The organism is Streptomyces sp. NPDC047853 (genome assembly GCF_043204535.1).
In the GTDB taxonomy this organism is placed as follows: Bacteria; Actinomycetota; Actinomycetes; order Streptomycetales; family Streptomycetaceae; genus Streptomyces.
The window spans coordinates 319,595-345,989 of record NZ_JBIDCI010000002.1 but is presented as its reverse complement, the minus strand read 5'-3'; the positions used below and the strand labels follow the sequence as shown (position 1 = coordinate 345,989).

Annotated in this window: 22 protein-coding genes and 1 tRNA gene; 15 read left to right on the top strand and 8 right to left on the bottom strand. The window is 73.1% G+C overall.

Going from position 1 to position 26,395, the window contains the following annotated elements; genetic code table 11:
* Positions 1-88: 88 nt before the first annotated feature.
* The 5 genes from ACGF5T_RS05555 to fhaA form a co-directional block, all read right to left on the bottom strand.
* Positions 89-1,561, bottom strand: coding sequence for a penicillin-binding protein 2 (locus ACGF5T_RS05555; RefSeq protein ID WP_366769202.1), 1,473 nt, complete (start codon positions 1,559-1,561; stop codon positions 89-91).
* Positions 1,558-2,994 (bottom strand): FtsW/RodA/SpoVE family cell cycle protein, encoded by a 1,437-nt coding sequence (locus ACGF5T_RS05550; RefSeq protein WP_356602579.1) that lies wholly within the window; start codon positions 2,992-2,994, stop codon positions 1,558-1,560. The genes ACGF5T_RS05555 and ACGF5T_RS05550 overlap by 4 nt, the downstream gene beginning before the upstream one ends.
* A 27-nt stretch (positions 2,995-3,021) precedes the next feature.
* Complete coding sequence (locus ACGF5T_RS05545; RefSeq protein ID WP_366769201.1) at positions 3,022-4,584, bottom strand: Stp1/IreP family PP2C-type Ser/Thr phosphatase; 1,563 nt, start codon at positions 4,582-4,584, stop codon at positions 3,022-3,024.
* A 141-nt stretch (positions 4,585-4,725) separates the two neighbouring features.
* On the bottom strand, positions 4,726-5,244 hold the full coding sequence (gene fhaB, locus ACGF5T_RS05540; protein ID WP_053134047.1) for an antibiotic biosynthesis regulator FhaB: 519 nt from the start codon (positions 5,242-5,244) through the stop codon (positions 4,726-4,728).
* Between the two features lie 10 nt (positions 5,245-5,254).
* Positions 5,255-6,139: an antibiotic biosynthesis regulator FhaA gene (gene fhaA, locus ACGF5T_RS05535; RefSeq protein WP_356602574.1), complete on the bottom strand. Its 885-nt coding sequence runs from the start codon at positions 6,137-6,139 to the stop codon at positions 5,255-5,257.
* Positions 6,140-6,672: 533 nt separating this feature from the next.
* Between fhaA and ACGF5T_RS05530 the strand changes: the two genes are divergently transcribed.
* Positions 6,673-6,759: transfer RNA gene (locus ACGF5T_RS05530), tRNA-Leu, on the top strand.
* A 111-nt stretch (positions 6,760-6,870) separates the two neighbouring features.
* Here ACGF5T_RS05530 and ACGF5T_RS05525 read toward each other — a convergent pair.
* Positions 6,871-7,752 carry a carbohydrate-binding protein gene (locus ACGF5T_RS05525; RefSeq protein WP_366766521.1) on the bottom strand — a complete coding sequence of 294 codons (882 nt, stop codon included), beginning with the start codon at positions 7,750-7,752 and terminating at the stop codon, positions 6,871-6,873.
* Between the two features lie 626 nt (positions 7,753-8,378).
* On the opposite strand from ACGF5T_RS05525, the gene ACGF5T_RS05520 reads away from it, so the two are divergent.
* The 6 genes from ACGF5T_RS05520 to ACGF5T_RS05495 all read left to right on the top strand — a co-directional run bounded on the left by ACGF5T_RS05520 (position 8,379) and on the right by ACGF5T_RS05495 (position 14,400).
* Positions 8,379-9,824 (top strand): DUF2252 domain-containing protein, encoded by a 1,446-nt coding sequence (locus ACGF5T_RS05520; protein ID WP_366766520.1) that lies wholly within the window; start codon positions 8,379-8,381, stop codon positions 9,822-9,824.
* Between the two features lie 74 nt (positions 9,825-9,898).
* Complete coding sequence (locus ACGF5T_RS05515; RefSeq protein ID WP_361016014.1) at positions 9,899-10,714, top strand: hypothetical protein; 816 nt, start codon at positions 9,899-9,901, stop codon at positions 10,712-10,714.
* Between the two features lie 50 nt (positions 10,715-10,764).
* Entirely contained in the window at positions 10,765-11,094 is a 330-nt protein-coding gene (locus ACGF5T_RS05510) for a rhodanese-like domain-containing protein (protein WP_366766528.1), read from the top strand.
* Positions 11,095-11,582: 488 nt separating this feature from the next.
* Positions 11,583-12,344, top strand: a complete 762-nt coding sequence (locus ACGF5T_RS05505) for a DUF5819 family protein (RefSeq protein WP_392886969.1) — start codon at positions 11,583-11,585, stop codon at positions 12,342-12,344.
* Positions 12,341-13,642 (top strand): HTTM domain-containing protein, encoded by a 1,302-nt coding sequence (locus ACGF5T_RS05500; protein ID WP_366766518.1) that lies wholly within the window; start codon positions 12,341-12,343, stop codon positions 13,640-13,642. Before ACGF5T_RS05505 ends, ACGF5T_RS05500 begins: the two co-directional genes overlap by 4 nt.
* Complete coding sequence (locus ACGF5T_RS05495; protein WP_366766517.1) at positions 13,639-14,400, top strand: TrmH family RNA methyltransferase; 762 nt, start codon at positions 13,639-13,641, stop codon at positions 14,398-14,400. The genes ACGF5T_RS05500 and ACGF5T_RS05495 overlap by 4 nt, the downstream gene beginning before the upstream one ends.
* 21 nt (positions 14,401-14,421) lie before the next feature.
* Here the strand turns inward: ACGF5T_RS05495 and paaN are convergent, their stop codons facing one another.
* Complete coding sequence (paaN, locus tag ACGF5T_RS05490; protein WP_366766516.1) at positions 14,422-16,113, bottom strand: phenylacetic acid degradation protein PaaN; 1,692 nt, start codon at positions 16,111-16,113, stop codon at positions 14,422-14,424.
* Positions 16,114-16,271: 158 nt separating this feature from the next.
* On the opposite strand from paaN, the gene ACGF5T_RS05485 reads away from it, so the two are divergent.
* Complete coding sequence (locus ACGF5T_RS05485; protein WP_366766515.1) at positions 16,272-17,813, top strand: 3-hydroxyacyl-CoA dehydrogenase; 1,542 nt, start codon at positions 16,272-16,274, stop codon at positions 17,811-17,813.
* On the top strand, positions 17,810-18,412 hold the full coding sequence (locus ACGF5T_RS05480) for a TetR family transcriptional regulator (RefSeq protein ID WP_356602556.1): 603 nt from the start codon (positions 17,810-17,812) through the stop codon (positions 18,410-18,412). The genes ACGF5T_RS05485 and ACGF5T_RS05480 overlap by 4 nt, the downstream gene beginning before the upstream one ends.
* Positions 18,413-18,533: 121 nt before the next feature.
* Here ACGF5T_RS05480 and ACGF5T_RS05475 read toward each other — a convergent pair whose 3' ends face one another.
* Entirely contained in the window at positions 18,534-19,037 is a 504-nt protein-coding gene (locus tag ACGF5T_RS05475; protein WP_356602997.1) for an Lrp/AsnC family transcriptional regulator, read from the bottom strand.
* Between the two features lie 189 nt (positions 19,038-19,226).
* On the opposite strand from ACGF5T_RS05475, the gene pdhA reads away from it, so the two are divergent.
* The 6 genes from pdhA (at position 19,227) to ACGF5T_RS05445 (ending at position 26,391) form a co-directional block, all read left to right on the top strand.
* Positions 19,227-20,378, top strand: a complete 1,152-nt coding sequence (pdhA, locus tag ACGF5T_RS05470; RefSeq protein ID WP_366766514.1) for a pyruvate dehydrogenase (acetyl-transferring) E1 component subunit alpha — start codon at positions 19,227-19,229, stop codon at positions 20,376-20,378.
* On the top strand, positions 20,375-21,379 hold the full coding sequence (locus ACGF5T_RS05465; RefSeq protein ID WP_366766513.1) for an alpha-ketoacid dehydrogenase subunit beta: 1,005 nt from the start codon (positions 20,375-20,377) through the stop codon (positions 21,377-21,379). The genes pdhA and ACGF5T_RS05465 overlap by 4 nt, the downstream gene beginning before the upstream one ends.
* Positions 21,379-22,836, top strand: coding sequence for a dihydrolipoamide acetyltransferase family protein (locus ACGF5T_RS05460; RefSeq protein WP_366766512.1), 1,458 nt, complete (start codon positions 21,379-21,381; stop codon positions 22,834-22,836). Before ACGF5T_RS05465 ends, ACGF5T_RS05460 begins: the two co-directional genes overlap by 1 nt.
* 80 nt (positions 22,837-22,916) lie before the next feature.
* Positions 22,917-23,882 (top strand): NTP transferase domain-containing protein, encoded by a 966-nt coding sequence (locus ACGF5T_RS05455; RefSeq protein ID WP_366766511.1) that lies wholly within the window; start codon positions 22,917-22,919, stop codon positions 23,880-23,882.
* A complete protein-coding gene (locus ACGF5T_RS05450; RefSeq protein ID WP_366766510.1) occupies positions 23,882-25,297 on the top strand; it encodes a molybdopterin molybdotransferase MoeA in 1,416 nt (471 codons plus the stop codon). The genes ACGF5T_RS05455 and ACGF5T_RS05450 overlap by 1 nt, the downstream gene beginning before the upstream one ends.
* Positions 25,294-26,391: a potassium channel family protein gene (locus tag ACGF5T_RS05445; RefSeq protein WP_356602544.1), complete on the top strand. Its 1,098-nt coding sequence runs from the start codon at positions 25,294-25,296 to the stop codon at positions 26,389-26,391. Before ACGF5T_RS05450 ends, ACGF5T_RS05445 begins: the two co-directional genes overlap by 4 nt.
* Positions 26,392-26,395 lie beyond the last annotated feature (4 nt).

The window sequence follows — 26,395 nt, the reverse complement described above, 5'->3', positions numbered from 1 at the left end:
AAGCTCGATACCCGATACAGGACCGGTATCGCAACGTGCGCCTATGTGAAGGGGACGTGACCGGAGTCACGTCCTGTTCAGCCCGTGGTCACTTCCTGCTGTCCAGAACGGCCTCCATCACGTTCCTCGCGATCGGCGCCGCGAGGCCGCCTCCGGAGATGTCGTCGCGGACGGCGTTCTCGTCCTCGATCACCACGGCCACCGCGACGGGCGCGCTGCCGTCGTCGCCCTTGGCGTACGAGATGAACCAGGCGTAGGGGTTCTCGCTGTTGTCGACACCGTGCTGCGCGGTACCGGTCTTGCCACCCACGGTGACGCCGTCGATCTTGGCGTTGGTTCCCGTGCCGTCCTCGACGACGGTCTCCATCATGGACTGGAGGATCTGGGCGTTGTCCGCGGAGAGCGGCTCACTCATCTCCTCGGGTTCCGTCTTCTCGATGGTGTCGAGGTTCGGGGCCTGGAGCTCGTCGACCATGTACGGCTTCATCAGCTTGCCGTTGTTGGCGATGGCCGAGGTGACCATGGCCATCTGAAGCGGCGTGGCGGCGGTGTTGTACTGGCCGATGGAGGAGAGCGCGGTCTGCGACGGGTTCATGTCGTCGGAGAAGACCGAGGCGCTGGAGCGGACCGGGACGAACTGCTCCTCGGTGAAGCCGAACTTCTTGGCCGTCTCCAGCATCTCGTCGTTGCCGAGGTCGGAGCCGATCTTGCCGAAGACCGTGTTGCAGGAGACGCGCAGGGCCTCGCGGAGGGTGGCGTTCTCGCAGGGGAGGTCGCCCTCGTTGGGCAGTTCGGTGGTGGTGCCCGGCATGGTCCAGGGCAGCGGGGAGTCGGTCCTCTCGTCCGCCGAGTCGTACCTGCCGTGCTCCAGGGCGGCGGCCGCGGTGAGCACCTTGAAGGTGGAACCGGGCGGGTAGACCTCGCGCAGCGCGCGGTTGAGCATCGGGTCGTTCGGGTTGTTCTTCTTCTGGAGCCGGTTCCAGGCCTCGCCCGCGGCCTCGTTGCTGCCGGCGATCGCCGTGGGGTCGTACGACGGGTACGAGGCCATGGAGAGGATCTTGCCGGTGGACGGTTCGAGCGCGACGACGGCGCCCTTGGCGCCCTGCTTCTTCAGACCGTCGTAGGCGGCCTTCTGCGCGGCGCCGTCGAGGGTGGTCACGACGTTGCCGCCCTCGCGCTTGCGGCCCGTGATCATGTCGAGGGTGTTGCGGAAGAAGAGCCGGTCGTCGTTGCCGGTGAGGATGCCGTCGTCGATGGCCTCGAGCTGGGTCGCGCCGTAGGCCTGGGAGACGTAACCGGTGACGGGCGCCCACATGGCGCCGTCCTTGTAGGTGCGCTTGTACTTGAAGTCGCCCTCGGTGGTGGCGTGTCCGGTGATGGCCTTGCCGTCGACGATGATGTCGCCGCGCGGGGTGGCGTACCGCTCGATGGCGACCCGGCGGTTGTGCTCGTCCTCCTTGAGCTCGTCCGCCTGGACGTACTGGAGCCAGTTGTCGCGGACGAGCAGGGTGAGCACCAGGAGGCCGCAGAAGATCGCGATGCGGCGCAGCGGCTTGTTCACGGTCGGACCACCTGGGTCATCTCGGCGTCTGGGTTGGCGGGAGCGGCGGGTGCCGGTCTGCGCGCGGTGTCGCTGATGCGCAGCAGGATGCCGATCAGGGCCCAGTTCGCGATGACGGAGGAGCCGCCGTACGCCAGGAAGGGCATGGTCATACCGGTGAGCGGGATGAGGCCCATGACACCGCCGGCGACGACGAAGACCTGGAGGGCGAAGGCGCCGGACAGGCCGATGGCCAGGAGCTTGCCGAAGGGGTCGCGGGCGGCGAGGGCGGTGCGCACGCCGCGCTCGACGATCAACGCGTAGAGCAGCAGGAGCGCCATGAGACCGGCCAGGCCGAGTTCCTCGCCGAAGGTGGCGAGGATGAAGTCGGAGTTGGCGGCGAAGCGGATCAGCTCGGAGTGGCCCTGGCCCCAGCCGGTGCCGAGGGTGCCGCCGGAGCCGAAGGCCCACAGGGCCTGCATGGCCTGCTCGGAGTGGCCCCCGACGCCCGCGCGGGAGAGCGTGTACTCCTTCATCGGGTCGAGCCAGGCGTCGACGCGTTGCTGGATGTGGGGCTCGAAGCTGGCGACGCCGACGGCGCCGACCCCGGACATCAGCAGACCGAAGACGATCCAGCTGGTCCGCTCGGTGGCCACGTACAGCATGATCACGAACATGCCGAAGAACAGCAGTGAGGTGCCGAGGTCGGTCTCGAAGACCAGGATGAGGATCGAGACCATCCAGACGACCAGGATGGGGCCGAGGTCGCGGCCGCGCGGCAGGTAGAGGCCCATGAAGCGGCGGCTGGCCAGGGCGAGCGCGTCGCGCTTCACCATCAGGTAGCCGGCGAAGAAGATCGCCAGGACGATCTTGGCGAACTCGCCGGGCTGGATGGAGAAGGAGCCGACCTGGATCCAGATCTTCGCGCCGTAGATGTTCTTTCCGAGGCCGGGCACCAGCGGCAGCAGCAGCAGGAACAGCGCGCCGACCATGGAGATGTAGGTGTAGCGCTGGAGGACGCGGTGGTCCTTCAGGAAGACCATCACGGCGACGAACAGGGCGATGCCCATCGCGGTGTACATCAGCTGGCGGGGCGCGGCGGTGCCGGCCTGCTGGATGTCCTGGAGCAGCTCGGACTGGTCCAGGCGCCAGATGGCGACCAGTCCCAGCCCGTTCAGCAGGGTGGCCAGCGGCAGCATCAGCGGGTCCGCGTAGGGGGCGAACTTGCGCACGACGAGGTGGCCGACGCCGGCCAGCAGGCCGAGGCCGAGCCCGTAGCTCAGCAGGCCGGCGGGCACCTCGTCGTTGATGGCCAGCCCCACGTTGGCGTAGGCGAAGACCGGGATGAGGACGGCGAACACGAGCAGTGCCAGCTCGGTGTTGCGCCGGCTCGGCGCGCCGATGGCGCCGATCGTGGACGTGTGGTGCGTCGGCGAGTTGGTAGTACTGCTCATCGTGTGACAGGGCCTCTCACGGCTTGCCTACTGCTTACCGCACAGCGAGACGACCTTCTGCTCTTCCTCCGAGAGGGTCGGTCCTGAGCCTGGAGTGGGTGCGGTCGTGGACGGGGACTCGGACGATTCGGGTGCCTTCGGCGACTGCGACGTGTTCGGTGACGCGTTCGGTGTCGGTGAGGCCTTGGACGTGAAGGAGGCGGGAGTGGTTCCCGTGGTGCCTCCGGCCTCGCCCTCGCCCGTCTTCGCGTTCTTCTCGGTCTCCGCGGTGCGCCGGTCGGCCTGCTTCTTGCAGGCGGAGGCCTGCACCGCGAGTTCCTCGATCTTGGCCCGGGCGTTGTTCAGGTCGCTCTCGGGGATGGTGGCCTCGACCAGTTTCTGCTGGTAGGGCGGCAGGTACTTGAGTTCGATCTCGGGGTGGTCCTTCTGCACCTTCGAGAGCGACACCCAGGCGAGGTCCTGGCTGATGCCCCGGTACAGCGCGAGGTGGTCGTCCTTGGTGCCCACGTAGTACTGGGTCTGCGTCCAGCGCCAGCCGCCGTAGACGCCGCCGCCGATGACGGCGAGGGCGAGGGCGGTGTACAGGGACCTCTTCAGCCACCGGCGGTTCTTGCGGGGTTTGACGAAGTCGTCGGGGCCGTAGTCGTCGAAGTCACCGGCGGGGAGGTAGCCGGTGGTGTCGCCGCTGCCGGGCGGGCCGAACTCGCCGCCCCCGCCGCGCTGTCCGCCGCCCTGCCGGCCGAGGCCCGCGGCGCGGCCGGCCGGGGTCTGCATGATGCCGTTGTCGCCGAACTGGGCCTGGTTCTCGGCGACGGCGCCGACGACCACGGGCGTGTCGGAGAGCTGCCCGGCGAGGGTGTCGCCGGTGTCGAGGTCGAGCACGTCGGCGACGATCACGGTGATGTTGTCGGGGCCGCCGCCGCGCAGCGCGAGCTGGATCAGCTCCTGCACGGTCTCCTGGGGGCCCTGGTAGCTGGCGAGGGTGTCCTCCATCGTCTGGTGGGAGACGACGCCGGAGAGTCCGTCGGAGCAGATGAGGTAGCGGTCGCCGGCCCGCACCTCGCGGATGGACAGGTCGGGTTCGACGTGGTCGCCGCTGCCGAGGGCGCGCATCAGCAGGGAGCGCTGCGGGTGGGTGCCCGCCTCCTCCTCGGTGATCCGGCCCTCGTCGACCAGGCGCTGCACCCAGGTGTGGTCCTGCGTGATCTGTGTGAGGACGCCGTCGCGCAGCAGGTAGGCGCGGGAGTCGCCGACGTGCACCATGCCCAGGCGCTGGCCGGTCCAGAGCAGGGCGGTGAGGGTGGTGCCCATGCCTTCGAGGGCGGGGTCCTCCTCGACCATCTGCCGCAGCTGGTCGTTGGCGCGCTGCACGGCGGTGCCGAGGGAGGTGAGGATGTCCGAGCCGGGCACGTCGTCGTCGAGGGCGACGATGGTGGAGATCACCTCCGAGGAGGCCACCTCGCCGGCGGCCTGGCCGCCCATGCCGTCGGCGATGGCGAGCAGGCGCGGACCGGCGTAACCGGAGTCCTCGTTGCCCTCCCGGATCATGCCCTTGTGCGATCCGGCGGCGAAGCGCAGTGACAGACTCATGCGCACCTCGCCCGTCGGCTCCGACTGCAGCCGGTCGTGTCGAGCCACACTGCCCACCCTCCGGTCGGGAGCGCGCCGGGGCCCGGGGTGCCGGCCGCCGCTGCGTGCTCGCTCCGCTCGCGCTCATTCATTGGTGTAGCACTACTTCCGCAGCTCGATGACGGTCTTGCCGATGCGGATCGGCGCGCCCAGCGCAACGGGCGTGGGGGTCGTCAGCCGGGACCGGTCCAGGTACGTGCCGTTGGTGGAGCCCAGGTCCTCGACGATCCACTGACCGTTCTGGTCCGGGTAGATCCTGGCATGGCGGCTGGAGGCGTAGTCGTCGTCCAGCACGATCGTCGAGTCGTGTGCCCGGCCGAGCGTGATGGTCTGGCCCTGGAGGGCAACGGTGGTGCCGGTGAGGGTGCCCTCCGTCACGACCAGTTTGGTGGGCGCGCCACGGCGGCCCCGGCCGCCGCTCTGCTGCTGGCGCTGCGGTGGAGGCGCCTGGCCCTGGCGCGCGGTGGCCTGCTGTGGTCGGGCGGCTTCGCGCCGCGCCCCGCGCTGGGTGACCCGCGTACCGAACAGGTCGCTGCGGATGACCTGCACGGCCACGATCACGAACAGCCACAGTACGGCGAGAAAACCCAGCCGCATGACCGTGAGGGTCAGCTCTGACATTGCCCCCGGATCACCCTTCGGCTTGCCTGTAGATAACGGTGGTGCTGCCCACGACGATCCGCGAGCCGTCGCGGAGCGTAGCGCGGGTGGTGTGCTGCCCGTCCACCACGATGCCGTTGGTGGACCCGAGATCCTGGATCGTCGAGGGCGTTCCGGTCCGGATCTCGCAGTGCCGGCGGGAGACGCCGGGGTCGTCGATCCGCACGTCGGCCTCGGTGCTGCGTCCGAGCACGAGGGTCGCGCGGGAGATCTGATGGCGGGTGCCGTTGATCTCGATCCAGTGGCGGGTGCGTCCGCCGGGCGCGGCCGCGGCCGGGGGCTGCTGGCCCCCCGCGGGCTGCGGGTAGCCGTATCCGCCGGGGCGGCCGCCGGGCGGCGGCGCGCTCGGCATGGGCGGGGCGCCCGCGGGGGCGGCGGGCTGCGGGTATCCGTAGCCACCGCCCGGGGCGCCGGGCCGCCCGGAGGGAGCGGAAGGCGCGGCCGGACCCGCGGGTGCCTGGCCGCCGCCCTGGTGGCTGCTGGAGGAGGCGAGCGTACGGCTGCGCACCCGGTACAGACCGGTGTCCAGGTCGTCGGCCTTCTCCAGGTGGACCTTGATCGGTCCCATGAAGGTGTAGCGCTGCTGCTTCGCGTAGTCCCGGACCATGCCGGCGAGCTCGTCGCCCAGCTGGCCGGAGTAGGGGCTGAGGCGCTCGAAGTCGGGCGTGCTCAGCTCCACGATGAAGTCATTGGGTACGACGGTGCGGTCGCGGTTCCAGATGGTCGCGTTGTTGTCGCATTCGCGCTGGAGCGCTCCCGCGATCTCCACGGGCTGCACCTCGGACTTGAAGACCTTCGCGAAGGTGCCGTTGACCAGACCTTCGAGACGCTGCTCGAACTTCTTCAGGACTCCCATGGGGCACCTCCTCCGTCGCTGCCGTCCTGTCCACTGCCGTGCGCACTGCTGCCTTGCGTACTGCCGCCCTGTGTCCTGCCCGGATGTGTACCGCTCACCCGCGCACTGTCCACCTGGTACTGCTTACTGATCGTATCCACGCGCCGGTCGATCGGCTGGTTCCCCCTGTCGGCCCGGTCGACGGGTGTCGACGCCTCTCGGAGTTCCCGCCGAAGGTCCCCTTCGAACTCCCGGGGCCCCACGGGACGCGCTCCCGCGGGTACTCATGCCCAGGATCGTAGGGGCGGCCGCAGACCAGTGTCCCGCACCTGACCGCGGACCCCTACCGGCTCCCGGGGAGACGGCCCGGACCGGTACGAGGTTGATACGTGAACGGCCAGGAGTCGGGACGAGTGCCCGAAGGAGGGCGGGCGCCCCGGTCCCCCGGTGCCTCCCGCCTGGAAAGGGATGTGAATCCACCCCTTCCAGCGTGCTAATGTTCTCGTGTCGGAAGGCGCCGGACCGCAAGGAAAGGCCCCGAGGACACACCCAATGCGCGGGTGGCGGAATAGGCAGACGCGCTGGATTCAGGTTCCAGTGCCCGCAAGGGCGTGGGGGTTCAACTCCCCCCTCGCGCACCAGTCGAAAGCCCCCCAGGTCTCGGACCTGGGGGGCTTTCGCGTGTCCGCTTCCGGGTGCGTCTTCGTCCCGTGCGTCCTCGTCCGGTGCGCCGTGGTGCTGTGAGGAAGGTCTCAGCTCTCCGGGCGCCACAGGGCGGGCACGTGGGGCGGTTCCCATCCCGCCATCGAGGTGTGCGCCTGGAGGCAGCGGTAGGAGCGGCCGCCGTGGGTGACGCGGTCGCCGGCGGCGTACGGGCGGCCGGCCGCCCAGGTGCCGCCCGGCGGGTCGGTCGGCGGGTCGGTGGGGTCCGGGCCGGGGGCGCCGTCCACGTCCAGCACGAAGTCGAACGTGGCCTCCCTGCCGCCGCCGACACTGCGGACGTTCATCAGCAGGGCCGGGTCGAAGAGGGCGTCCGTGCCGTTGCGGGGCTCGCCGGGGAAGTACAGCTGGGTGGTCAGAACGGGTTCACCGGGGGCCTGCGCCTTGACGTGGAGGTGCCGGGTGCGGCCCGGGTAGAGGCCGGGGACGATCGTCCGGAGGGTGAACCGGCCCGCCGCGTCGGTGAACTGGTGGCCGCGGAAGGCGTATCCGGCCATGTCGTAGGCGCCGGCGTTGTCGGCCTGCCAGAAGTCGACGAGGACGCCGGGCAGGGGGACGCAGTTCCGGCCGAACACGTAGCCGCTGACGGCCAGTCGGGTGCCGGCGGTGCCGGGAGTCACCAGGTCGGTGCGGAGCGGGGAGTTCGGTTTGAAGTAGGGGCCCTCCATCTGGTCCGGCGTGGGGTCGTCGCCGTCGTCGCAGTAGGGGGTCGGCGGCAGCGTCCGGCCGGTGGAGGAGCGGGCGGCGTCCCGGGCGAGCGCGAGGGAGCCGGTGGCGAGCAGCGGGACGGCGGCGCCGGCGGCGACGGCGGCCCGCAGGAGCGTCTTGCGGCTGACGCCGCGGTCGGCGTCGGGGGCGGGGCCGGCGGTGTCCGGGGCGGGGCCGGCGGGGGTGGCGGGCGTGTCGGAGGTCATGGCGGTTCCTCGGTCTCCTCGGTGGGGGTGGTCCCTGGGGGAGGCGGACGGGGCGTACGGCATCCGGGACGTCGGGGACGGGAGCGCGCCCTCCGGTGCGGGGCAGGCTGCTGTTCTGCGGAGGGCGCGCCCCGGGGTGATCGCTGGCAACCGTAGGCGCGACGGTGAGGGCACGGGCACCCTCTGTTCCACCCTTTGCCTGGCGTTATGCGCGGGTGGTGGAGGGTGGGGGGAGGGGTGTGCGCGGGCGTTCGGAGGAGGGCGCCGGAGGGGTGGTGCGCGGGGTGGTGCGCGGGCGTTCGGAGGGGTGATGGGAGGGCGTGTGCGCTGGAGTTCACGCGGGTGGTCAGGGGCTCGTGCCGGGAGTGTTGCGGGGTGGTGGGACGGAACCGCGCGTGGGTGTCGGCGGGGCGTGCGCGGGTGGTGCAGGAGCGGGCGCGCCCGGGTCGTCGGAAGGGCTCGTGCGGGAATGTTGTGGGGTGGTCGCGCGGGGCCGTGTACGGGCGGATGGACCGGGGGTACGGTCGGGGCGCGGTGACGCCGGTGGACGACGGCGGGCCGGTGTGGGCGAGCGAGGCCCGAGCGCGGCTCGGGTCGTGTGCGAGGGGAACGGGGAGGCGGCCGGGATGACGGATGCGAAGCCGGGGGCGCGTACGGACGCGGGGGTGCCCGCGGGCGCGGAAGGGGGCGGGCGGTTGCCGGTCGTGCCGGGGTTCGCGGAGTGGCCCCGCGGTGGCTCGCCGAAGGCCGAGGGCAAGGCGCTGCGCACGCGCGTCCCGCGCTCCGCGCACGCCGCCCTCGACCTGGACGGTTCCCGGCCGGACGCGGTGAGCGCGGTCGAGGAGTCCAACCGCGGCCGGATACCCGGGCTGATCCCGCTGCGGGCGGGACGGATGACGGCCACGCCGTTCGCCTTCCTGCGCGGGTCGGCCGGGCTGATGGCGTACGACCTGGCGCGCACGCCGACGACCGGGATCTGCGCCCAGATCTGCGGCGACGCGCACGCAGCCAACTTCGGTCTCTACGGTGACGCCCGCGGTGACCTGGTCATCGACCTGAACGACTTCGACGAGACCGTCTTCGGCCCCTGGGAGTGGGACCTCAAGCGGCTCGCCGCCTCCGTCGTCCTCGCGGGCCGGGAGGCCGGCGCCGACGAGGACACCTGCCGCAAGGCCGCCCACGACACGGCCGGCGCCTACCGGCGCACCATGCGGCTGCTGGCCAAGCTCCCGGCGCTGGACGCCTGGAACGCGATCGCGGACGAGGAACTGGTCTCCCACACCGACGCCCACGACCTGCTCGGCACCCTGGAGCGGGTCTCGGAGAAGGCGCGGGCCAACACCAGCGGGCGCTTCGCCGCCAGGTCGACCGAGCCCACCGAGGACGGCGGGCGGCGCTTCGTGGACGCTCCGCCGGTGCTGCGCCGGGTCACGGACCAGGAGGCGGCGGCGGTCGCGGCCTCCCTGGAACAGTATCTGACGACCCTGTCGGAGGACCGGCTTCCGCTGCTGGCCCGCTACGCGGTGCAGGACGTCGCCTTCCGGGTGGTGGGGACCGGCAGCGTGGGCACGCGGTCCTACGTCGTGCTGCTCCTGGACCATCGCGGCGAGCCGCTCGTGCTCCAGGTCAAGGAGGCCCGGCCCTCCGCGCTGCTGCCGCACCTGGCGACCGCGGGCTTCGAGGTCCCCGAGGTGGCGCACGAGGGGCGCCGGGTGGTCATGGGGCAGAAGCGTATGCAGGTGGTCAGCGACAATCTGCTCGGTTGGACCTCGGCCGACGGGCTGCCGTACCAGGTGCGCCAGTTCCGCAACCGCAAGGGCAGCGTGGACGCCACGGCGCTGGCCGCCGACCAGATGGACGACTACGGGCGGATGACCGGGGCCCTGCTGGCCCGCGCCCACGCGCACAGCGCCGACCCGTGGCTCATCGCCGGCTACTGCGGGAAGAACGACGAACTGGACGAGGCGGTCGCCGCCTTCGCCGTCGCCTACGCCGACCGCACCGAGGCCGATCACGCCGAGCTGGTCGCCGCGGTGCGGGCGGGCCGGGTCGCGGCGGAGCGGGGGGTGTGAGGACGGCCCCGGGGTGTCGACGGTCCGCCGCGCGGACAAGAGGGGGCGGGCGGATCGTGGCCTAGGCTGGACGGGTGACGACGCCGGAAGCTGAGCCCGAGCAGGGGGGTGCGCCGCGTCCCGAGGAACGGCTGGAACAGGCCGTACGGGCCGCCGAGCAGGCACTCATCGAGTACGAGATCGCGCTGGAGACCTTCCGTGTGGAGGTCGAGAACTTCTCGCGGCTGCACGAACAGCGGCTCGGCCCGGTGTACGCCCGGCTCGAGGAGCTGGAGGCGCAGATCCTGGAGGCCCGGGCCGCGCGCACCGGCGACGCCGAGGACCGGCGCCGGGCCGACGAGGCACGGGCCGCGCTGCTGCCGATCCCCGGGGTCGAGGAGCTGCTGAACGGCTGGATGGACGGGGACGGGCTGTTCCCCGAGGCCGCGGCGATGCTCACCGACCAGGCGGTACGGCCGCCGCAGCGGGTGCGGCCCGGCGAGGAGGCCCGCAGGCTCTACCGCGAGCTGGCCCGCAAGGCCCACCCCGACCTGGCGCAGGAGGAGGACGAGCGGGTCCGGCGTGAGGAGTTCATCACCCGGGTCAACGCCGCCTACGCCCGCGGAGACGAGGCCCAGCTGCGGGAGCTGGCCGAGGAGTGGGCCGCCGGTCCGGTGCCCGAGCGGCGCCCGAGCCGAGGCGAGGAGCTGTACGCCCGTCTCGAATGGCTCGACCGGCGCAAGGAGATGCTCACGCTGCTCGCGAAGGAGCTGGAGGAGAGCGCGATCGGCGCCATGCTCCGGCTGGCCCCGGACGATCCCGACCGTCTGCTGGAGGAGATCGCCGAGCAGTTGGCGACCCAGGTGCGGGAGCGGGAGTCGGAGCTGGCGGCGGCGCGCGGGCAGGACTGAGCCGGGGCGGTGGCTCCGGTAGCGTCTGGGGCATGAGTTTCGGAGCTGGTGTGCCCACGGTCGAGGTCACGGACCTCAAGGACGGCGACTTCCTGCTGGACGTCCGCGAGGACGACGAGTGGCAGGCGGGTCACGCCGCCGGGGCGCTGCACATTCCCCTCAGCGAGTTCGTGGCCCGGTACGGTGAGCTGACCGAGGCCGCGCCGCAGGACGGGCGGGTCCACGTGATCTGCCGGTCCGGCGGACGTTCGGCCCAGGTCACCATGTACCTGACCCAGCAGGGCGTCGACGCGGTGAACGTCGACGGCGGCATGCAGGTGTGGGCCGCGGCCGGCCGGCCCGTGGTGGACGGCAAGGGCGAGCCGGGGCACGTCCTCTAGGACCGTGCGGCGGTCCGTCCGGTCCGTCCCCGCGTCACCGCGGGCGCGTCGGCGCACGCCGGTTCCGGACGGTGGATGTGGTGACGGCCACGGCGCCGTCGGTCCGCCGGGGGCTGTGCGGGCGGACGGTCCTGAGTACCGTTCCCGTTCGAACGCTGCCGAGCAGCCGCACGAGGGGCGCCCGCGTGCCCGGTGGGGCTGGACGGGAGCGGAACGACGGATCGGGACCGGAACGGGGCGGGATGGACGCGTACGACACAGGCTCGGACGCCCGGCAGGGGCGTGACGAGCGGGAGGGCCGGGCCGAGCGGGAGCGCTCGGGGCCCCCGGAGCGCGAGGGATCGGGTCCACCCGGACCGGAGGGCTCGGACGGGTCCGGCCAACCCATACGGCCGGAGACGCCGGAGACGTCGGACGAGCCCGGACAGCCACGCGATCCCGCCCGGCCGGAGGTGGCCCAGGTCCACCAGGTGGCGCCGGAGCGTCACATGGTCGACGTCGCCCTCGTCGCACCACAGTCGCGCGAGCCCGCCCGGTCCGAGACCGGGGGCGAGGGCGAGGTCGGGGTCGGGGCCGGGCCTCTCGGGGAGGCCGTGGAGCCCCGTACCGGTGTCGCCGCGCTCTCCCCGCGCTACCAGGTCGGGGCCGTGGTGGCCCTCGCGGTCGTCGCGGCCGCCGTCTGCGCGCACATAGGCCTGGTCTTCCTGCACGTGGCCCCGTCGAACACGCTCACCAAGCAGCACGGTGCCGCGGTCGACGAGTGGATCTTCCCGGAGTTCGAACAGAACTGGAAGCTCTTCGCGCCCAACCCGCTCCAGCAGAACGTCTCCGTCCAGGTCCGCGCCGAGGTGAGCGAGGCGGACGGCTCCCTGCGCACGACCGGCTGGTACGACCTGTCCGCCGAGGACGGCCGGGCCATCGACGGCAACCCGCTGCCGAGCCACACCCAGCAGAACGAACTCCGCCGGGCCTGGGACTTCTTCGTCGCGAGCCACGACTCCGACAACCGCCCGGTGGGCCTGCGGGGCACGCTGTCCGAGACCTATCTGCGGCGCATCGCGGTGCTGCGCCTGGACCGCGCCGAGGCCGCCGAACCGGGCGGTGTCGTCGAGCGCGTCCAGTACCGTTCCCGGACCACGAACGTGAAGCCGCCCTCCTGGAGCGGCGAGAAGGTCTCCGACCGGGCGACGTACCGCGAGCTGCCCTGGTGGCCGGCGTCCACCCGTGAGAAGGAAGGGGAAGCCGCGTGAACGGCCTCACCCTCTCGGTCTCCCGCGGTATCGCCCGCGTCACCGGCGCCGCCCTCGGTCCCTACCAGACCGCCGTGATCCGCATCGGGTTCAGCGCCACCTGGCTGCTCTTCCTGCTGCGCGAGCTTCCGCACCGCGACGAGCTGTACGGGCCCGGCAGCCCCTGGACCCACGACCTCGCCGAGCAGCTGATCGCCGACAACGGCGCCTTCACGGCGCTGATGTGGTCCGACGGGCGGGCCTGGTTCGAGATCGTCTACGCGCTGGCCGTGCTGAGCAGTGTGCTGCTCCTGCTGGGGTGGCGTACCCGGACCATGTCCGTCCTCTTCATGGTCGGCGTGCTCTCGCTGCAGAACCGCAGCGTCTTCATGGGGGACGGCGGCGACAACGTCCTGCACCTGATGAGCATCTACCTGGTCCTCACGCGCTGCGCCCAGGTGTGGTCGCTGGACGCGCGCCGGGTGCGGCGGGAGGACGAGGCCCGCGCGCGCGGAGAGCGTGTCGTCGACCGGGCCGGTCCGGCGCTGTGGTGCGTGTTCGGGTTCGTGCTGCTCACGGTGACGCTGGCGGGCGGACTGGACGGCGACTGGTTCGTCCCGGCGCTGCTGTGGGCGGTCTGGGTCGCGCAGGGCCTGTGGTGGGCCGTGGGGCGCCTCGGCGGGAGCGGCGAACCGCGTCAGCTGCTGGACGTGATCACCAACATCGTGCACAACGGCGCGCTGGTGGTGATCATGGCCGAGGCCTGCCTGATCTACGCGACCGCGGGCTGGTACAAGATCCAGGGTTCGCGCTGGCAGGACGGTACCGCTGCCTACTACCCGCTGCACCTGGACTACTTCTCGCCGTGGCCCGCGCTCTCCGACGCGCTGACCGCCAACGGCACGATGGTCATGCTCATCACCTACGGCACGGTCGCCGTGCAGGTCGCCTTCCCGTTCACACTGTTCAACCGGCGGGTCAAGAACGTGCTGCTGGCCGCCATGATGACGGAGCACGCGGTGATCGCCGTGGCGCTGGGGCTGCCGTTCTTCTCGCTGGCGATGATCGCCGCCGACGCGGTCTTCCTGCCGACCTCGTTCCTGCGCCGTGCGGGGGCCCTGGTGGTGCGGGTGCGGGACCGGCTGACGGGCCGGCCGGCGGACCGGGCACGGGCCGGGCACGGAGGCGGTGTCGAGGGCGCGGCGGCGGTGCCCGGCCCCCGGGACGGGTCGGGCGGACCGGACACCGGGGACGGCGCGCAGGCCGCGGCCGGGGACAAGAGGGACGCCGGGCAGGCGCACGTAGGCTTCGGGGCATGACCGACTCCGACCTGCCGGGCGCCTGGCGCCGGCACGCCGGTGCGTGCGTGCTGCTGGACGGCTTCCACGCCCTCAAGCACGCGCTGCGTTTCGGCGCCGAGGTCCCGGTGGCCGTCACCGGCGACCGCGCGGGCGCCCTGGCCCTCGCCGACGAGCTGGCTCCGGACGTACGGGAGGCCCTGGACGCTCTGCTGGCCGAGGTGCCGCGGGAGACCTACGCCTCCCTCGTCCCGCGCCCGCACCCCACCGCGGTGGCCGCCCTGGCCGTACGGCCCGCGCGGGAGGCCCATCTGCGGGCGCTGGGGCACCTGCCCCGTGCCGCGCCCGTCGTCGTCCTCGACCAGCCCCGCAACCTCGGCAACGCGGGGGCGGTGATCCGGCTGGCCGCCGGCTTCGGGGCGACCGGTGTCGTCACCACCGGCACGCTCGACCCGTGGCATCCCACGGTGGTGCGCGGCGGGGCGGGGCTGCACTTCGCGACCGCGGTGGAGCGGCTGGAGGTCGCTCGGCTGCCGCCGGGCCCGGTGTTCGCGCTGGACCCGGAGGGCGAGGACATCCGCGGGCTGGAGCTGCCGGACGACGCGCTGCTGGCGTTCGGCTCCGAGCGCAGCGGGCTCTCGCCCGAGCTGCGCTCGCGTGCCGACCACCTGGTGGCGCTGCCGATGCGCCCCCAGGTCTCCAGCTACAACCTCGCGACCAGCGTGGCCATGACGCTGTACCACTGGAGCGCGACCGGGGGCGCGGTCCGGGCCTCCTGAGAGGCGGTCCCGGGGCGGGGCCTAGGCCTCCCGGCGCACCTCGACCACCCGGAAGCGGTTCGCGACGAACGCGCCGTCGCACAGGGCCGCGTTGGCCGCCGGGTTGCCGCCCGAGCCGTGGAAGTCGGAGAAGGCCGCCGTCTGGTTGACGTACACCCCGCCGGTGAGGTTGAGGGAGAGCTGGGCCGCCTCCTCCAGGCAGACCTCGCGCACCGCCTCCTCGACCTCCGGGTCGGTCGTGTACGCGCCCACCGTCATCGCGCCCTTCTCCCGGATGCTGTGCCGCAGCAGCTCCACGGCGTGGCCGGCGGAGTCGACGGCGACGGCGAAGGAGACGGGGCCGAAGCACTCGCTGGTGTAGGCGGCCTCGTCCTCCGGCTTGGCCCCGTCCAGCTTGACGATCACCGGGGTGCGCACGGTCGCATCCGGGAACTCCGGGTGGGTCACCTCGCGGGAGGCCAGGGCGACCTCGCCGAGGCCGGCGGCGGCCTCCAGGCGGGCCTTGACGTCCGGGTTGACGATCGCGCCGAGCAGGGCGCCCGCGCGGGTGTCGTCGCCGAGGAGTCCGTCGACCGCCCGCGCGAGGTCGGCGGTCACCTCGTCGTAGGACTTCGCGCCCTGGTCGGTGCGGATGCCGTCGCGGGGGATGAGCAGGTTCTGCGGGGTGGTGCACATCTGGCCGCTGTACAGGGACAGGGAGAAGGCCAGGTTGGACAGCATGCCCTGGTAGTCGTCGGTCGACTCCAGGACCACCGCGTTGACCCCGGCCTTCTCCGTGAAGACCTGGGCCTGGCGGGCGTTGGCCTCCAGCCAGTCGCCGAAGGAGGTGGAGCCGGTGTAGTCGATGATCCGGATCTCGGGGCGGGTCGCCAGGGTCTTGGCGATGCCCTCGCCGGGACGCTCGCCGGCCAGCGCGACCAGGTTCGGGTCGAAACCGGCCTCGGCGAGGACCGCGCGGGCGGCCTGCACGGTCAGCGCGAGCGGCAGCACCGCGCGCGGGTGGGGCTTGACCAGCACCGCGTTACCGGTGGCGAGGGAGGCGAACAGGCCCGGATAGCCGTTCCACGTGGGGAAGGTGTTGCAGCCGATGACCAGGCCGATGCCGCGCGGCACCGGCGTGAACTGCTTGGTCAGCGCCAGCGGGTCGCGCTTGCCCTGCGGCTTCGTCCACTCCGCGGTGTCGGGGGTGCGGACCTGCTCCACGTACGCGTACGCCACCGCCTCCAGGCCGCGGTCCTGCGCATGCGGGCCGCCCGCCTGGAAGGCCATCATGAAGGCCTGCCCCGAGGTGTGCATGACGGCCTGCGCGAACTCCATCGTCCGGTCGGCGATCCGCTTGAGGATCTCCAGGCAGACCATCGCGCGCAGCTCCGCGCCGGCGTCCCGCCACGCCTTCTGCCCGGCCCGCATGGCGGGCAGCAGCACGTCGACGTCCGCGTGCGGGTACGTCACGCCCAGCTCGATCCCGTACGGGGAGACCTCGCCGCCCACCCAGTCGTCGGTGCCGGGCTGGTCGAGGTCGAGGCGGGTGCCGAGCAGGGCGTCGAAGGCGGCCTTGCCCGCGGCCATGTCCAGGCTGCCGTTCTCCCCGTAGGCCTTGGGGTGCTCGGGGTGGGGGGACCAGTACGCGCGCGTGCGGATCGTCTCCAGCGCCTGGTCCAGGGTCGGCCGGTGCCGGTCGATCAGCTGGTGCGCGGTGAGTTCGGCGGCCATGCGGGACCAACTCCTCGTCTCACGAGCTCTCCGTCGAGTCGTGACCTGGGGGAAACCTGGGCAGAAACAGGCGGACACGGCTAGAGTAACCGAACGATCGGTCGGGACAAGGGGGACCGCCGCATCTGTGGAAAACCCCGTGCGGGAGGATCGCGCACATGACAGCACTCGACCTCAGCAGCCCCGTGGCCGTCGTCGGCACCGGCACCATGGGCCAGGGCATCGCCCAGGTGGCGCTGGTCGCGGGCCACCCCGTACGGCTGTACGACGCCGTCGCCGGGCGGGCCCGGGAAGCGGCCGACGCGATCGGCGCCCGGCTCGACCGGCTCGTCGAGAAGGAGCGGCTCACGGGCGCCGAGCGGGACGCGGCCCGCGCCCGGCTGGAGCCCGCCGAGCGGCTCGCCGACCTCGCCGACTGCGCGCTGGTCGTCGAGGCGGTCCTGGAGCGGCTGGACGTCAAGCAGGAACTGTTCCGCGCCCTGGAGGAGGTCGTCGGCGAGGACTGCCTGCTCGCCACCAACACCTCCTCCCTGTCCGTCACCGCCATCGGCGGCGCGCTCCGCGTCCCGGGCCGCTTCGTCGGCCTGCACTTCTTCAACCCGGCGCCGCTGCTGCCGCTGGTCGAGGTGGTCTCCGGCTTCGCGACCGACGCGGTGTCGGCCACGCGCGCGTACGAGACGGCCCGCGCCTGGGGCAAGACCCCGGTCGCCTGCGCCGACACCCCGGGCTTCGTCGTCAACCGCATCGCCCGGCCCTTCTACGCGGAGACCCTCGCGGTGTACGAGGAGCGGGCCGCCGACCCCGCCACCGTCGACGCGGTGCTGCGGGAGTCGGGCGGCTTCAGGATGGGCGCCTTCGAGCTGACCGACCTCATCGGGCAGGACGTCAACGAGTCCGTCACGCGTTCCGTGTGGGAGGCGTTCTTCCAGGACGTGCGGTTCACGCCCTCGCTGGCCCAGCGCCGCCTGGTCGAGTCGGGCCGGCTCGGCCGCAAGAGCGGGCAGGGCTGGTACGACTACCGGGACGGGGCCGGGCGGCCCGCGCCGCACACCGCCGAGCCCGCCGACCGGCCCGCGTACGTGACCGCCGAGGGCGATCTGGGGCCCGCCGCCGACCTGGTCGAGCTGATCCGCGAGGCGGGCATCGAGGTCCGCGAGGAGACCGGCGACGACCGGCCGTTCGCGCCGCTCGCCGGGGCCGGGGCGCTCACGCTCCCCGGCGGCGGACGGCTGCACCTCACCGGAGGGCAGACCTCCACCGAGCTGGGCGACGTCGTCCACTTCGACCTCGCCCTCGACTACCGGCGGGCCACGCGCATCGCCCTGGCCCCCTCCGGCACCGCCTCGCCCCGCACCCTGGCCGAGGCCACCGGCCTCTTCCAGGCGCTCGGCAAGCAGGTCAGCGTCATCGGTGACGTCCCCGGCATGATCGTGGCCCGCGCGGTGGCCCGGATCGTCGACCTGGCGCACGACGCGGTCGCCCGGGGCGTCGCCTCCGCCGAGGACGTCGACACGGCCATGCGCCTCGGGGTGAACTATCCGCTGGGGCCGGTCGAGTGGGGCCGCCGGCTCGGCCCGTGGTGGGTGCACGACCTGCTCGGCGAGCTGCACCTGCGCGAGCCCACCGGGCGCTACGCCCCGTCCCGCGCGCTCAACCGCCAGGCGCATCTGGCCGACGCAGGGGAGGACACCCCCTCATGACCACCGCCAAGCGCGACACGTACACGCCCGAGACCCTCCTGTCCGTGGCCGTGCAGGTCTTCATCGAGCGCGGCTACGACGGCACCTCCATGGAGCACCTGTCCAAGGCGGCCGGCATCTCCAAGTCGTCGATCTACCACCACGTCACGGGCAAGGAGGAGCTGCTGCGCCGGGCCGTGAGCCGGGCCCTGGACGAGCTCTTCGCCATCCTCGGCGAGGAGCACGCGTGCGTGGGGTCCGCCGCCGAGCGGCTGGAGTACGTCGTGCGCCGCATGGTCGAGGTGCTCATGGCCGAGCTGCCCTACGTGACCCTGCTGCTGCGGGTGCGCGGCAACACGGACACCGAGCGGTGGGCGCTGGAGCGGCGGCGCGAGTTCGACCACCGGGTCGCCGACCTGCTGAAGGCGGCGGCGGCCGAGGGGGACGTGCGCGCGGACGTGGAGGTGCGGCTCGCGACCCGTCTGGTCTTCGGCATGATCAACTCGATCGTGGAGTGGTACCGCCCCGAGGGCCCCGGCGGCCGGGGCGGCGCACGGGAACGCGAGGTGGTCGACGCGGTGGCGCGCCTGGTCTTCGGGGGCCTGCGCAAGGCTTCCTGAGCCGGGCGGGCGGCGGTCCGGTGAGGCGTTCCGGCGTGCCGTGGTCCGGCGTGCCGTGGTCCGGCGTGCCGCGTTCTGGCGTGCCGTGGTCCGGTCGCCGGCGGCCTTCCCGGCCCGGCGGTCAGCTCTGCGGTTCCAGGTCCTCGGTCTCGAAGACCAGCAGGGTGCGGGTGCTGAGCACCTCCGGGATGGCTTGGAGCCGGGTGAGCACCAGCTCGCGCAGGGCCCGGTTGTCGGGCGTGTGCACCAGGAGTAGGACGTCGAAATCACCACCCACCAGGGCGATGTGGGAGGCCCCGGGGAGCTGCCGCAGCTGGGCGCGGACGGTGCGCCAGGAGTTCTGGACGATCTTCAGGGTGATGTAGGCCGAGGTGCCGTGCCCCGCCCGCTCGTGGTCGACGCGGGCGCCGAAACCGCGGATGACACCGTCCTCGACGAGCCGGTTGATGCGGGCGTAGGCGTTGGCGCGCGAGACGTGCACCCGCTCGGCGACCGAGCGTATCGAGGCGCGCCCGTCCGCCTGGAGCATGCGCAGGATGTCCTGGTCGATGGCGTCCAGCGGACGGGCGGGCGGCGGGGCCCCGGCGCCGTCCGGGTCCTCGGCGTCCCGCGGGCGATCGGCCATTTGTTCAGATGCCACGTGTCCCCGCCTTCCCGCCATGGACGTCCTGCGTCCATCTCAGGTTGTGGAGAACCGTTTGTCCACAGCCTGGGGCCGCCTGTAGCCAAAATGTGCCGGCGACCGAACAATCGGTAGGTGAGGCCCGTCACACCCGTGGCGAGCCCGAAGCCGCTCCCACGAGGAGGTGCCGTCATGACGGTCATGGAGCAGCGGGGCGCTTACCGGCCCACACCGCCGCCCGCCTGGCAGCCCCGTACCGACCCCGCGCCGCTGCTGCCCGACGCGGAGCCGTACCGCGTCCTCGGCACCAAGGCCGCCGGACAGGCCGACCCCGAGCTGCTGCGCACGCTGTACGCCCGGCTGGTCAGCGGCCGGCGGTACAACGCGCAGGCGACGGCACTGACCAAACAGGGCCGACTGGCCGTCTACCCGTCCAGCACCGGCCAGGAGGCCTGCGAGGTCGCCGCCGCGCTGGCCCTCGACGAGCGGGACTGGCTCTTCCCCAGCTACCGCGACACGCTCGCCGTCGTCTCCCGCGGCGTCGACCCCGTCGAGGCGCTCACCCTGCTGCGCGGTGACTGGCACACCGGCTACGACCCCTACGAGCACCGGGTCGCCCCGCTGTCCACGCCGCTCGCCACCCAGCTGCCGCACGCCGTGGGTCTGGCCCACGCCGCCCGCCTCAAGGGCGACGACGTGGTCGCGCTGGCCATGGTCGGCGACGGCGGCACCAGCGAGGGCGACTTCCACGAGGCGCTGAACTTCGCCGCCGTCTGGCAGGCCCCGGTCGTCTTCCTCGTGCAGAACAACGGCTTCGCGATCTCCGTCCCGCTCGCCAAGCAGACCGCGGCCCCGTCGCTGGCCCACAAGGCCGTCGGCTACGGGATGCCCGGCCGCCTGGTCGACGGCAACGACGCGGCCGCCGTGCACGAGGTGCTCACCGACGCCGTACGCCACGCGCGTGAGGGCGGCGGCCCGACCCTGGTGGAGGCGGTGACGTACCGCGTCGAGGCGCACACCAACGCCGACGACGCGACGCGTTACCGGGGGGAAGCCGAGGTCGAGGCCTGGCGTCGGCACGACCCGATCGAGCTGCTCCAGCGGGAGCTGACCGAGCGCGGCCTGCTCGACGAGGACGGCATCGGGGCCGCCCGCGAGGCCGCCGAGACCATGGCCGCCGACCTGCGCGCCCGCATGAACCAGGACCCGCGGCTGGACCCGATGGACCTGTTCGCCCACGTCTACGCCGAGCCCACCCCGCAGCTGCGCGAGCAGCGCGACCTGTTGCGCGCCGAGCTGGCGGCGGAGGCCGAGTCCGGGGCGTCCGAAGGGGGACACCGATGACCACGGTCGCCGCCAGGCCGGCCACCATGGCGCAGGCCCTCACGCGCGCGCTGCGCGACGCCATGGCCGCCGATCCGGGCGTGCACGTCCTGGGCGAGGACGTGGGCGCCCTCGGTGGTGTCTTCCGGGTCACCGACGGACTGGCCGCGGAGTTCGGCGAGGACCGCTGCACGGACACCCCGCTCGCCGAGGCCGGCATCCTCGGCACGGCGGTCGGCATGGCGATGTACGGGCTGCGCCCGGTCGTGGAGATGCAGTTCGACGCCTTCGCCTACCCGGCGTTCGAGCAGGTCGTCAGCCATGTCACCAAGATGCGCAACCGCACCCGCGGGAAGATGCCCCTGCCGCTGACCATCCGCGTCCCCTACGGCGGCGGCATCGGCGGCGTCGAGCACCACAGCGACTCGTCCGAGGCGTACTACATGGCGACTCCGGGGCTCCATGTCGTGACGCCGGCGACCGTCGTCGACGCCTACGGGCTGCTGCGCGCGTCCATCGCCTCCGACGACCCGGTGGTCTTCCTCGAACCCAAGCGCCTGTACTGGTCGAAGGCCGCCTGGAACCCGGAGGAGCCGGCATCCGTTGAGCCGGTGGGCCGCGCGGTGGTGCGGCGCCCCGGTCGGAGCGCCACACTCATCACGTACGGACCGTCGCTGGTCGCCTGCATGGAGGCGGCCGAGGCGGCCCGGGCCGAGGGCTGGGACCTCGAAGTCGTCGATCTGCGCTCCCTGGTGCCGTTCGACGACGAGACGGTGTGCGCTTCGGTGCGGCGGACGGGACGCGCGGTCGTCGTCCACGAGTCGGGTGCCTTCGGGGGCCCGGGCGGGGAGATCGCGGCCCGGGTCACGGAGCGCTGCTTCCACCACCTGGAGGCGCCGGTGCTGCGTGTGGCCGGGTTCGACATCCCGTATCCGCCGCCGATGCTGGAGCGTCACCACCTGCCCGGTGTGGACCGGATCCTGGACGCCGTGGGGCGCCTGCAGTGGGAGGCCGAAAGCTGATGGCACAGGTGCTGGAGTTCAAGCTCCCCGACCTCGGTGAGGGGCTCACCGAGGCGGAGATCGTGCGCTGGCTGGTGGAGGTCGGCGAAGTCGTCGCCGTCGACCAGCCGGTCGTCGAGGTCGAGACGGCCAAGGCGATGGTCGAGGTGCCCTGCCCCTACGGCGGCGTGGTCACCGCCCGCTTCGGCGAGGAGGGCGCGGAGCTGCCCGTCGGGGCACCGCTGCTGACGGTGGCGGTGGGCGAGAGCGCCGCCGCCCGCCCGGCGCCTGACGCGGACGGCGGCGGTGAGGCGGCGGAGCCGGCGCGAGGAGGTTCCGCGGGCCCCGGGGGACCGAGGACCGGGGAGCCGGGGACCGGGGAGCCCAGGAGCGAGGGCTCGGGCAACGTCCTCGTCGGATACGGCACCTCCGAGGCGCCCGCCCGTCGGCGCCGGGTCCGGCCGGACCGGCCGGCGACCCTCGCGGCGGGTGCACGGATGAACGGCCGGGACCGCGGGGCGGATCCCGCGCCGGAGGGCCCGGTCCCCGTCATCTCGCCGCTGGTGCGCAGGCTGGCCCGGCAGCACGACCTGGACCTGCGCGAGCTGACCGGCTCCGGCCCCGACGGGCTGATCCTGCGCGCGGACGTGGAGTACGCGCTGCGCGCCGCCGCCGCGCAGGGGAGCCGTACGGCGGTCCCGGCGGACGGGGCGCTCACGGCAGGTGCGGTACGGACCCCGGCCGCCGGTGTGTCCGGCGCGTCCTCCGCCTCCTCGGCGGCGCGGTCCGGCGGGATCCGCACCCCCCTCAAGGGCGTCCGCGGCGCCGTCGCCGACAAGCTCTCCCGCAGCCGGCGTGAGATCCCGGACGCGACCTGCTGGGTGGACGCCGACGCGACCGAGCTGATGCGGGCGCGCACCGCGATGAACGCCGGCGGCGGGCCGAGGATCTCCCTCGTCGCCCTGCTCGCCAGGATCTGCACGGCCGCGCTGGCCCGCTTCCCCGAGCTGAACTCCACGGTCGACACGGAGGCCCGGGAGATCGTCCAACTCGACCAGGTCCACCTCGGTTTCGCCGCCCAGACGGACCGGGGGCTGGTCGTGCCGGTCGTCCGGGACGCCCACGCGCGGGACGCCGAGGCGCTCACCGCGGAGTTCGCCCGGCTGACCGAGTCGGCCCGGGCGGGCCGGCTGACGCCCGGTGAGGTGACCGGTGGCACCTTCACGTTGAACAACTACGGCGTGTTCGGCGTCGACGGGTCCACACCGATCCTCAACCACCCCGAGGCGGCGATGCTCGGCGTCGGTCGCATCGTCCCCAAGCCATGGGTGTACGAGGGGGAGTTGGCGGTGCGTCAGGTCGTCCAGCTGTCCCTGACCTTCGATCACCGGGTGTGCGACGGTGGCACGGCGGGCGGTTTCCTGCGGTACGTAGCGGACTGCGTGGAACAGCCGGCGGTGCTGCTGCGCACCCTGTGACAGCGGTGCCGACGCGCACTCTCTGATCGTGCGGGCTCCCCCGCGTTCCCTGTGATCGGACAGGGCCGCATACTCAGGGGGTGACCGCGTACGAGCCCACCGGTGAACCCGGCGCCGGCACCGCACCCGCGCCGGGCCCGGCGTCCGCCGGGTACGACGCCGTCGTGCTCGCCGGAGGGGCCGCCCGCCGGCTCGGCGGCGCGGACAAGCCGGGCCTGCGCGTGGGCGGACGCGCGCTGCTCGACCGCGTGCTCGCCGCCTGCGCCGGAGCGCGGACCACCGTCGTCGTCGCCGGAATACGGCCCACCGCCCGCCCGGTGACCTGGGCCCGCGAGGAGCCGCCCGGTGGCGGACCGCTCGCCGCCCTGGCCGCGGGTCTGCGCCACACCTCGGCGGAGCACGTCCTGGTGCTCTCCGCCGACCTGCCCTTCCTCGCCGGGTCCACCGTCGGGCACCTGCTGTCGGCGCTCACCGCGGGCGACGCCGACGGTGTGCTGCTCACCGACGCCGACGGCCGCGACCAGCCCCTCGTCGCCGCCTACCGTGCGCAGGCGCTGCGCCGCGAACTGGCCGCGCTCACCGCGGGCGGGGCGGATCTCGCCGGGCTGCCGCTGCGTCGTCTGACCGGCGCCCTCCGCCTCATCCGCGTTCCGGACGCCGTCGCGTCCTTCGACTGCGACACCTGGGACGACATCGCCACCGCAAGGGCACGCATCAGGGAGCATGGTCACGTGTTGGATGAATGGATCTCCGCAGCCAAGGACGAGTTGGGCATCGATCTCGACGTCGACACCGGCCTCCTGCTCGACCTCGCCCGGGACGCCGCCCACGGTGTGGCCAGGCCCGCGGCCCCGCTGACCACCTTCCTGGTCGGTTACGCGGCCGGGCGGGCCGGAGGGAGCCCCGAGGCCGTCGCCGAGGCCGTCCGCAGGGCGACGGCCCTCGCCGAGCGCTGGGCCGAGGAGGCCGCCTCCGCGTCCGCCCCCGCCGCGGGACGCCCCGACGTGGCGGCCGACGCCACCCCCGACACCCGGCCGGACGCCTGATGGCCTCCCCCGGCACGCGGGCGGACGAGGAAGCGGAAGACCTCGACGTGGAGGAGGCGCTCGCCCTCGTGAAGGAGAAGCCCGGCCCTCCGCACGGCGCCCCCGGCCCCTCGCACGGCGCCCCCGACCCCGCGGCGCCCACACCCGCCGCGCACCACGGCACCCCGCAGCACGGCACCCCGCACTCACCGCCGGTCCCCGACCACGGCGCGACACCCTGGCCCGAAGCCCGCGCAGCCGCCGAACGCGCCGCCCGCGCCGCCGTGCGCGCCGCCCACCGGGCCCCGGTCTCCGCGCCCCTGGACGCGGCCCTCGGGCTGACCCTGGCCGCGCCCCTGGCAGCCCTCACCGACCTGCCCTCCTTCGACACCTCGGCGATGGACGGCTGGGCCGTCGCCGGACCGGGCCCCTGGACGGTACGCGGCGAGGGCGTGCTGGCCGGGCACGCGGAGCCCGCGCGCCTCACCGACGGCGAGGCCGTCCGCATCGCCACCGGCGCCCGCGTCCCGCAGGACACCACCGCCGTCCTGCGCACCGAACACGGCCGCACCGACGGCAGGGACCGGCTGGGGGCCACCCGCGACGTCGCCCAGGGCCAGGACATCCGCCCACGGGGTCAGGAGTGCCGCAGCGGCGACCAGCTCCTGCCCGTCGGCACCCTGGTGACCCCGGCGGTGCTCGGTCTCGCGGCGGCCGCCGGCTACGACACGCTCACCGCGGTCCCCCGTCCCCGCGTCGACGTCCTGGTCCTCGGTGACGAGCTGCTCACCGGGGGACTGCCGCACGACGGCCTCATCCGGGACGCGCTCGGACCGATGCTGCCCCCCTGGCTGCGCGCCCTGGGTGCCGAGGTCCGCACGGTCCGCCGGATCGGCGACGACGCCGAGGACCTGTACCGCACCGTCACGGCCTCCGACGCCGACCTGATCGTCACGACCGGCGGCACCGCGGCGGGCCCCGTCGACCACGTCCACCCGGTCCTGGGCCGGATCGGTGCCGAACTGCTCGTGGACGGCGTCAAGGTGCGCCCCGGCCACCCGATGCTGCTGGCCCGGACCAAGGAGCAGCAGCACCTCGTCGGCCTCCCCGGCAACCCCCTCGCCGCGATCTCCGGGCTGCTCACCCTCGCCGAGCCGCTGCTGCGCACCCTCGCCGCCCGCCCGGCACCGGAGCCGTACGCGCTGCCCCTGCGGGACGCGGTGCACGGGCATCCCCACGACACCCGGCTCGTCCCCGTCGTCCTGCGGGGCGACGGCGCCGTGCCGCTGCGCTACAACGGACCGGCCATGCTGCGCGGCATCGCCGCCGCCGACGCCTTGGCCGTCGTACCTCCGGGCGGTGCGCGGCCGGGGCAGGAGACCGAGTTGCTCGACCTGCCCTGGACCACCGGCGGAATCGGAGTGTGTTTCACGTGAAACTTCCGGGCCAGGACGCGATCGCCCGCCAGGCGGACGAGCATCTCGTGACCCATCGGGTGAAACTCCCGCGAAAGCTGGTGGAGCACCCCATCCGCCAGGTCGGCAAGAGGCTGTCCCTGGCCCTCGTGGTCCTCCTGGCGACGGCGTTCATCGTCTACGCCGACGCGGACGGCTACAACGACAACTCCGACGGCTCCGTCGATCTCCTCGACGCCTTCTACTACGCCACCGTCACCCTCTCCACGACCGGGTACGGCGACATCACGCCCGTCAGTGACGCGGCCCGGCTGACCAACATCTTCGTCATCACGCCGCTGCGTGTGATGTTCCTGATCATTCTGGTCGGCACCACCCTGGAAGCCCTCACCGAGCGCACTCGGGAGGAGTGGCGCCTGAACCGCTGGAGGTCCACCTTGCGCGATCACACCGTCGTCGTCGGTTTCGGCACCAAGGGGCGGTCGGCGATCCAGACCGTCTGCGCGACCGGTCTGCGCAAGGAGCAGGTCGTGGTGGTCGACCCGAGCGGCAAGGCCATCGAGGCCGCGACGGCCCACGGCTACGCGGGGGTGATAGGGGACGCGACCCGCAGTGACGTGCTGAACCGCGCCGAGGTGTACCGGGCGAAGCAGATCATCATCGCCACCCAGCGGGACGACACGGCCGTACTGGTGACGCTGACGGCCCGGCAGCTCAACCGGGGCGCGAAGATCGTCGTCGCGGTCCGCGAGGAGGAGAACGCGCCGCTGCTGAAGCAGTCCGGCGCCGACGCCGTGATCACCAGCGCCAGCGCCGCGGGCCGCCTGCTCGGGCTCTCCGTGCTCAGCCCGGCCGCCGGCATGGTCATGGAGGACCTCATCAGCCAGGGCAGCGGACTCGACCTGGTCGAGCGGCCGGTCATAAAGGCCGAGGTGGGCCGGAGCCCGCGCGAGACGGACGACCTGGTGGTGAGCGTCGTGCGCGGACACCGGGTGCTGGGCTACGACGACCCGGCCGTCGGCGGACTGGAGTTGGCCGACCGTCTGATCACGATCGTGCGGGCGACGCCGGCCACCCATGTGGCGCCCGACGCCCGCCCGCTGCCCCGCGACTGACGGG

Bases quoted from the DNA above. Each gene is read 5' to 3' on its own strand.
- ACGF5T_RS05550 (WP_356602579.1), bottom strand. From the start codon at position 2,994: ATGAGCAGTACTACCAACTCGCCGACGCACCACACGTCCACGATCGGC.
- ACGF5T_RS05545 (WP_366769201.1), bottom strand. From the start codon at position 4,584: ATGAGTCTGTCACTGCGCTTCGCCGCCGGATCGCACAAGGGCATGATC.
- fhaB (WP_053134047.1), bottom strand. From the start codon at position 5,244: ATGTCAGAGCTGACCCTCACGGTCATGCGGCTGGGTTTTCTCGCCGTA.
- fhaA (WP_356602574.1), bottom strand. From the start codon at position 6,139: ATGGGAGTCCTGAAGAAGTTCGAGCAGCGTCTCGAAGGTCTGGTCAAC.
- ACGF5T_RS05525 (WP_366766521.1), bottom strand. From the start codon at position 7,752: ATGACCTCCGACACGCCCGCCACCCCCGCCGGCCCCGCCCCGGACACC.
- ACGF5T_RS05520 (WP_366766520.1), top strand. From the start codon at position 8,379: ATGACGGATGCGAAGCCGGGGGCGCGTACGGACGCGGGGGTGCCCGCG.
- ACGF5T_RS05505 (WP_392886969.1), top strand. From the start codon at position 11,583: ATGGTCGACGTCGCCCTCGTCGCACCACAGTCGCGCGAGCCCGCCCGG.
- ACGF5T_RS05495 (WP_366766517.1), top strand. From the start codon at position 13,639: ATGACCGACTCCGACCTGCCGGGCGCCTGGCGCCGGCACGCCGGTGCG.
- paaN (WP_366766516.1), bottom strand. From the start codon at position 16,113: ATGGCCGCCGAACTCACCGCGCACCAGCTGATCGACCGGCACCGGCCG.
- ACGF5T_RS05485 (WP_366766515.1), top strand. From the start codon at position 16,272: ATGACAGCACTCGACCTCAGCAGCCCCGTGGCCGTCGTCGGCACCGGC.
- ACGF5T_RS05480 (WP_356602556.1), top strand. From the start codon at position 17,810: ATGACCACCGCCAAGCGCGACACGTACACGCCCGAGACCCTCCTGTCC.
- ACGF5T_RS05475 (WP_356602997.1), bottom strand. From the start codon at position 19,037: ATGGCCGATCGCCCGCGGGACGCCGAGGACCCGGACGGCGCCGGGGCC.
- pdhA (WP_366766514.1), top strand. From the start codon at position 19,227: ATGACGGTCATGGAGCAGCGGGGCGCTTACCGGCCCACACCGCCGCCC.
- ACGF5T_RS05465 (WP_366766513.1), top strand. From the start codon at position 20,375: ATGACCACGGTCGCCGCCAGGCCGGCCACCATGGCGCAGGCCCTCACG.
- ACGF5T_RS05460 (WP_366766512.1), top strand. From the start codon at position 21,379: ATGGCACAGGTGCTGGAGTTCAAGCTCCCCGACCTCGGTGAGGGGCTC.
- ACGF5T_RS05450 (WP_366766510.1), top strand. From the start codon at position 23,882: ATGGCCTCCCCCGGCACGCGGGCGGACGAGGAAGCGGAAGACCTCGAC.